Below are 7,324 nucleotides of genomic sequence, written 5' to 3' on the forward strand. Positions count from 1 at the left end.
ACATATCAAAAGCTTAAAACTAGGACAACGCCAGATTTTTCCTTCTTCCTTCTTCCTAAATTTTTCCTATTTTTATAACTGTAATTTTTATTATTTAAACTTTAAACTAATTAGAGTAATTGGATAATTTAGCGACTAAAATCATCTTGAGATTTTCAGACTAAGCTACCAATTACTCTAATTAGTTTAAAGTTTAAATAATAAAAATTACAGTTATAAAAATAGGAAAAATTTAGGAAGAAGGAAGAAGGAAAAATCTGGCGTTGTCCTAGTTTTAAGCTTTTGATATGTCCGCACCTTTTCCTTCCACTGCTATTACAGTTGTTATAGGTAAAAAAAGTTTTACTATACATCTATAGTTTCATTTTCTCTTCTGGATTTTGCTATAGCTAATCTTCTAATTTTATCTCTCGGATTTTTGGTTTATTCTGATTTATTATTTCTTACTTATTTCTCTTTTTGATTAAATGGCTGTTATCGAATTCGTAATATTCACAGGATTAGGAATTGTATTAGGTGCATTTATATTTAATATATCTAATGACAGAGAACAAAAGCGTATTTTAGATGATGCCTTTTACAAATTATTAGAACTTCAAAATGGTAAAATTTCTCTAATTCAATTAGCTGCTGCGGCTAAAGTTGATGCTCAAATAGCTCAGAAATATCTTGAAGGTCAAGTACAAGTTTTCACTGCAACCTTAGAAATTGATGAACAAGGAGATACATTCTACAAATTTCCTAAACTTAGTTTACCTCCTGTTTTAGATAAACAACAATGGTAAGGAATTTAGGTATTAGGTCTTCGGTATTAGGTTTTCGGTGTTAAGTTTTAGGTCTTATACAAAATCCGGTTTAGTAACGAGATATTCAAAAAAATCAAAATCTTTGTCTGATAAGGATTTGAATATTTAGGTAACTACCCTATAATAACCGGATTTAGTATTAGGTATTAGATTTTAGGTATTAGATTTTAAATGTTAAGTTTTAAGTGTTTTACTAAGGGTAAAAAAAATTATACCATGTCCGGATGATGATGATTAAGTATAATAAAAATGTTTGATTGAATTTATTGAAGCGCTCTTGAGAGAAGATCTCAAATTTTTGCTTCCTTTATTTAACCTTTTTGATTTTTTTTAATATACTTATCTTGACTCTGCTACCTACTCCCTGTTACATGAATGTCGAAATATTTTATCAAATTGGTATTAGGAGAATTATTTCGGATTTAACGCTCCTAATCTTTGATAAGGCCAAAAGCGAATTATTGCCCTACCTATAATATTTTTCTTAGGCAAAAAACCCCAAACATGAGAGTCATTACTATTATTACGATTATCTCCCATCACAAAATATTGATTTTCAGGAACTTTGATTGAAATTGGTAAAGTATATTCAGGGGGTTCAGCAATATAATTTTCAGTCAGCGGTTGGTCATTTATATACACTAAACCATTCTCAATTTTAATAGTATCTCCTGGCAGACCAATAACTCTTTTAATAAAAGCTTGATTTTTAGCATAACCATAGCGTTGTAACTGTTGGGGTGGTTGAAAAACAATAATATCCCCTCTAACAGGTGGATGAAAATAATAAGAGACTTTTTCCACTACTAGGCGATCGCCTACTTCTAAAGTAGGTATCATTGAGTCTGAAGGTATATATCTTGGTTCTGCAATTAATATTCTGACTAATAAAGATAAAGATAAAGCGATCGCCAAAACTTTAATATTTTCTTTTTGTTGTTGCCATATTTTTAGCCACCAGGGAGTTATAGAGTTAGCTGTTATTGGTTGATTTAAGGATTCTTTTTCTGATGTCATATGATTTTATTCTTGAGTATTTCTATACTATAGCAAAACTCCTGGGAATGAGAATTTATCTATTCTAAATAGATATAGTAATCCTATTTGAGTTGCTGGTAAAAATATCTTTGAATTTAAGAAACAGGAAATAGGGGTAAAAGTTTGAGAGTTTTTATATATCCTGAAATTTTTTACAAATGATTTATGATTGCTATAATACTATGATTTTTCCCTACTATATACGTCAGCATTCAGCTATTAGCATTAAGCATTTCCGTTTGTCATGCGCTCGCATTCAGAACCATGAACATAATAACTTACTAAGGTTAGCTGATAACCTTTTTCTTTCGGTGCGAAATGCCGAAGCAAACATATTTCACTCTTTGGAAATTAATTTCTCCTTCGGTGCGATAATAAGTTAATAACTCATAGCTGATAGCTGAAGTCCGCAGTTCATCTGTAGAAGGTTCGCTGAAGGCTGTTTGCGCAGCATGACAAACGGAAATACTTACCTATGTACAATGCACATATTAAAATTGTTTATATAATCTGAAATATTAAAATATTTGCTATATATTTTCTCTTTTTTCAGGGTGTTATGTGAGATATTCCGTAGCGGTAATTATTCTATTTCATATAAAGTAATCATCAATAGTATAATTAGTGTGAATTTGTAATTTTTCACAAATTTACCACTCGACCTATTCTTTATAATTCTATGCTGATTCAATTCAGTGTTGGTAACTATTTATCTTTTAAAAAAATTGTCACTTTGAGTATGGTGACTACAGATTTAACTGCTAATAATAAAAGTGTTGATGAAAATAATGTTTTTCAAGTTGATGATGAATTAAATTTGCTGAAAAGTTGTGCTGTTTATGGCGCGAATGCTAGTGGCAAAAGTAATTTGGTTAAAGCAGCTGAGAAGTTATTAGAGCAACATAATCCACCTAATCCTGTTAATGATAATCCTTCCACAACTGTACATTTATTGGTTAAAGAACTGAATAAATTTGTTCGTCCATAGATGGGAAAGTAAGCACCTGGGCAAAAATTTATAGCAGTTTTGACTAATGACTATTGCGACATCCGCAACAGAGAGAGGAGGTAGATATTTTCTCCACCACAGACCTCAAGTTTTGGTGCTTCACAAAATAAAATGACTATTGCGACATCCGCAACACAGAGAGGAAGTAGATATTTTCTCCACCACAGACCTCAAGTTTTAGTACTTCAGAAAATGAAATGACTATTGCGGCATCCGCAACACAGAGGGGAGCTAGATATTTTTTCGATGCTTCAGAAAATGAAATGACTATTGCGACATCCGCAATAGAGAGAGGAGGTAGATATTTTCTCCACCACAGACCTCAAGTTTTGGTGCTTCACAAAATGAAATGACTATTGCGGCATTCGTAACAGAGAGGGGAGCTAGATATTTTTCCGATGTTTAAGAAAATGAAATGACTATTGCGACATTCGCAACACAGAGAGGAAGTAGATATTTTCTCCACCACAGACCTCAAGTTTTGGTGCTTCACAAAATGAAATGACTATTGCGACATTCGCAATAGTAGAGAGGAGGTAGATATTTTCCCTCCACATAATCCATATTATTCATTATTCAAAAATCTCTTCCCTTCTACCTCCTAACTTTAATGATAGTAGTCGAAAGAAAAGACGTGGACATATTAACAGCTTAAAACTCAGACAACGCCAGATTTTTCCTTATCTCCTAGATTGCTAAACACCTTCTTCCTTATCTACTTCTTCCTTTTCTACCTCTCTCCTTCCTCCTTATTTCTTCTTCCTTCTTTCTTCATTTTTTTACACAAACTTTATCTCGACCACCTTCTGTACAATCTTCAAACTTCAGTTTTCCAGCCAACATTTGTTGCTGAACTTCTTCCACTTTTTGCTGAACTTCTTCTGGCAAAACATCATTAAAACGACCCAACTTAGTAATATCTGGATTTTCAATTCCTAAAATATATTTTTCTCCCTTAACTTGATTATTTTTAACAAGATTAGCAACATAAGCGATCGCTCCTCCAACATCCTGCACTGCACTGGTTAGCACTGCTTTTGGCGCAACATCAAGCTGGTCAGTTGTATTACCCACCGCATAAATTCCTTTTTCTTGTGCCGTTTTCAAAACTGCTGGAGCAGCATTATCTAATAAGTGATAAATCACATCAACCCCAGTAGAAATTAAAGCCAAAGCTGCCTCCTTTCCTTTAGCAATATCATTAAAATCTCCAGTGTAACTAATTACAACTTCAACACTGTCATTTACTGACTTAGCACCTAACTCAAACGCCTTACCTTGTAAGTTAGTTCCTTTAAAAGATAAACCTGTAAGATAAGCAACTTTATTAGTCTTAGTCATCAAACCAGCAATTACACCAGCAAGATAACCCATTTGGAAATAATTTGTTGTCACCGAAGCGTAATTTTCACCAGCAATATTACCATTAACTCCCAAAAAAAATGTATCGGGAAATTGACTAGCTACTTGTTGAATAGCAGCATCAAATTGTCCGCCATGACCTACGACTAAATCGTAATTTTTCCTAGCAAAATCAGAAAGGGTTTCTACCTGGTCTGGTTGGGCAATATTTTCTACATAAATCATCTCACCATTGAGAATTTCGGCTGCTTTTTTTACCCCTTCATAACCAGATTGATTCCATCCTCCATCAGTAATAACTCCAGGTAAAGCAATGGCAATTTTAAAAGTTTCAGAATTATCTATAGAATCATTACTAGGATTTTCTGTCCGAATCATTGTAGAAGGAGAATCAGCACAAGCTTTTAATAATAAGCTAGTTATTAATGTTGCTGTACTATAGGAAATAAATGAGCGTCTATTTAATTTTTTAGTCATATTAAGGTAGTCCTATAAATTTAGTAATTTACTTTGGAGTTAAGGAGTAGAAAGTATCTCTAATTTAAAATTTAAAAGCAATAGTATTTATTAATGCAGAAGGAAGAAAGAAAAAGGAAAAATCTTGAATTGTCTTAATTTTCAGCTTTTGGTATGTCTGCCCTCTCTCCTTCGACTGCTATATCTACTAATAGTAAATTTTGGTATTTCTCTTAGTTCTATGTAGAAGGAAGAAACAACAAGGAAAAATCTTGAGTTGTCTGAGTTTTCAGCTTTTGATATATCCGCGCTCTTTCCTGAAACTGCTATATTTACCAATAGTAAATTTTGGTATTTCTCTTAGTTCTATGCAGAAGGAATAAATAACAAGGAAAAAGGAATAAATAAAAAGAAAAAATCTTGAGTTATCTGATTTTTAAGATGAGTGATATATCCACACCTTTTCCTGAGACTGCTATATTTACCAATAATAACTGTTGGTGTTTCTCCTAGTTCTACACAGAAGGAAGAAACAACAAGGAAAAATCTTGGGTTATCTGAATTTTAAACTTTTGATATATCCGCACCTTTTCCGGAGACTGCTATATTTACCAATAGTAACTGTTGGTGTTTATCTCTGCCTTTAGCCTAAAAGCAACCAGTTCTTTGACGCAACTCAAATAAAATTACTACATCCACAAGATATTAGTTAATATAATTAAAATTAACATTTCATAGTGTAGCTAAAAATAGCGATCGCCTAGCCAAATCAATAACTAACTTATAAATAATAGTAATAAATTTAACTATATCTTTTTTTCAAGTCTCCCTCTTCCCAAATTTGGAGTTGCCTTTCAGCAGCAATAAAATTGTTAATTGATTTCGGCGGGTAAACAAAATGGTCATAAGCAAGAGCCATTTGTCTAGCTGCTTCTTGGTAAGAAACTTTTCCTATTCCTGTACCTAAACCTGGACAGACAACATTTTGAATTTGTTGCTTTTGCTGACGGTTGTGGTGTCGCACTGTCAGTAACATTGCCCACATTGCGATATAAGGAGTATCAGTGCCAGCAATGGACATAGGTACGCGCATAGTGGGGGTATGGGCAAGAAAAGGATGTTGGGGATGACCAGTTTCGACAATAGTAGATGTGCCAACTGGTTGTTCGCCCAGATATTCATCTAATATTTTTTGTTGAACCGAAGTCATTAAAAAATCACCAAAATATTTGACGATCGCTGCATCTATACCACCATCCATAAGTCCAAAAGAATTTCCTGGACTTACTAAACAGTCATATTCTGGTACAGTCTCGAAATAATTATTGATAATTTCTAGATTGGGTAAATAATGGAAATGTTCTTGAAAAGCATCATATATAGCGCTGTGCGCAGGCAACAGGCAACAGGCAACAGGCAACAGGGGGAATAAAAAAACCGATAATATCAGGCTTTTAGCTATTGGACAGTTACTGTAATTTGTAAATATGCCAGCGCACATTGCTATAAAGATCTATTTGGAGCAACTAAAATCAGTTTCATATTAGTCTATATTCTGGTAGCTTTAGAATTATCAATAACCCCAATAGGTTTTCAATTTGAAGAAGGAAAAATATCAGCCTTAAAAAATAATTTTTGGACAGATTTTGCGGGCGTTGAATTGATTCTCAAACATATTTTCTATTTCTTCCTCAACAAATTGTTAAATCATTTTTTTTATTTAATCAGGACTTACGCATAACCACCAAATATTGTAGGGGTTAACGGCCGTTAACTCCTACAAATGGTGTATATTTTTGTCTTTTGCGTAAGTTTTATCAATCTTGAATCTACCACTTTGACTAAAGAGTGAAACATACCTCGCACAACTTTTCAAGCAGAAATGGATTAAGTAAATAAATTAACTAAGAATATTTTTCATTTCTATTTTAAAAATATTTTCAATGGTTTTTCCGGCAGTTTTTTCATCCCAGTTAAGGATATTGAGAAAAGTTTCTGCTGAGTGAGTTTCTACAACATCAATACCCCATTCTCCTGTTTGTAGAGTATCAGGATAATCACTTAATGGAGGTGTTTTTTTCAAACCTCCCAGAATCAAAACATCAACAATTAAATCCTTGTCATTTTTTTGAATTATTCGCTTTTCTATTAAAGCTTCAGCACATTTTTTACCAACTTGAGGTGGGGAAAAAACTTGATTTTCAAATAAAATTTCTACCATCCAATGAGGATGATTTAATTGCCGACATTTAAGTTGTGGATATTTGCTTAAACCATTAATGAAAACTTGAGCAAATTCTTCCCTATTTAATTCAGGCAGGGTATTTTCTGAGAGTTCAAAATTATGGGAAAGCAACATTCGTCCAGTTTTAGATTCCGTCATTATTTTATTTATCCTATGTTCTAGAAATTTTAATTCACAATTTTATAGCAGAAGGAAGAAGGAAGAAGGAAGAAGGAAGAAGGAAGAAGGAGGAAGGAAAAATCTTACGTTGTCTTAGTTTTAAGCTTTTGACTTGTCCCCGCCCTTTCCTTCGACTGCTATATATTCTATTAGACCATAAATCAAAAACATAGATAAAATTGATGTCTCTATAAATTTCGGCATTGCTGAATTAAGGTATGAAAGTAGGTTTGTAGGGAATAAGGAATA

General features: G+C 32.9%; 7 protein-coding genes. 3 read left to right on the top strand and 4 right to left on the bottom strand.

Annotated elements, in window-relative coordinates:
* Positions 1 to 467 precede the first annotated feature (467 nt).
* A complete protein-coding gene (locus tag F6K13_RS10910) occupies positions 468 to 785 on the top strand; it encodes a hypothetical protein (protein WP_124145888.1) in 318 nt (105 codons plus the stop codon).
* Positions 786 to 1,217: 432 nt separating this feature from the next.
* On the opposite strand, the gene lepB is transcribed toward F6K13_RS10910, so the two are convergent.
* Positions 1,218 to 1,823 (bottom strand): signal peptidase I, encoded by a 606-nt coding sequence (gene lepB / locus F6K13_RS10915; RefSeq protein ID WP_124145889.1) that lies wholly within the window; start codon positions 1,821 to 1,823, stop codon positions 1,218 to 1,220.
* Between the two features lie 700 nt (positions 1,824 to 2,523).
* Here lepB and F6K13_RS10920 point away from each other — a divergent pair.
* Together F6K13_RS10920 and F6K13_RS10925 are read left to right on the top strand one after the other, a co-directional pair.
* The gene (locus tag F6K13_RS10920; protein ID WP_205127438.1) at positions 2,524 to 2,832 is read left to right on the top strand and encodes an ATP/GTP-binding protein; all 309 of its coding nucleotides are present in this window, start codon (positions 2,524 to 2,526) and stop codon (positions 2,830 to 2,832) included.
* A gap of 218 nt (positions 2,833 to 3,050) precedes the next feature.
* A complete protein-coding gene (locus F6K13_RS10925) occupies positions 3,051 to 3,206 on the top strand; it encodes a hypothetical protein (RefSeq protein WP_161564611.1) in 156 nt (51 codons plus the stop codon).
* Between the two features lie 418 nt (positions 3,207 to 3,624).
* On the opposite strand, the gene F6K13_RS10930 is transcribed toward F6K13_RS10925, so the two are convergent.
* The 3 genes from F6K13_RS10930 to F6K13_RS10940 form a co-directional block, all read right to left on the bottom strand.
* The gene (locus tag F6K13_RS10930; protein ID WP_124145890.1) at positions 3,625 to 4,692 is read right to left on the bottom strand and encodes a BMP family protein; all 1,068 of its coding nucleotides are present in this window, start codon (positions 4,690 to 4,692) and stop codon (positions 3,625 to 3,627) included.
* Positions 4,693 to 5,473: 781 nt separating this feature from the next.
* Positions 5,474 to 6,070: a macro domain-containing protein gene (locus tag F6K13_RS10935; protein ID WP_240039060.1), complete on the bottom strand. Its 597-nt coding sequence runs from the start codon at positions 6,068 to 6,070 to the stop codon at positions 5,474 to 5,476.
* A gap of 501 nt (positions 6,071 to 6,571) precedes the next feature.
* Positions 6,572 to 7,054: a DUF2656 domain-containing protein gene (locus tag F6K13_RS10940; protein ID WP_124145892.1), complete on the bottom strand. Its 483-nt coding sequence runs from the start codon at positions 7,052 to 7,054 to the stop codon at positions 6,572 to 6,574.
* Positions 7,055 to 7,324 lie beyond the last annotated feature (270 nt).

The organism is Okeania sp. SIO2B9 (assembly GCF_010672505.1).
In the GTDB taxonomy this organism is placed as follows: Bacteria; Cyanobacteriota; Cyanobacteriia; order Cyanobacteriales; family Microcoleaceae; genus Okeania; species Okeania hirsuta.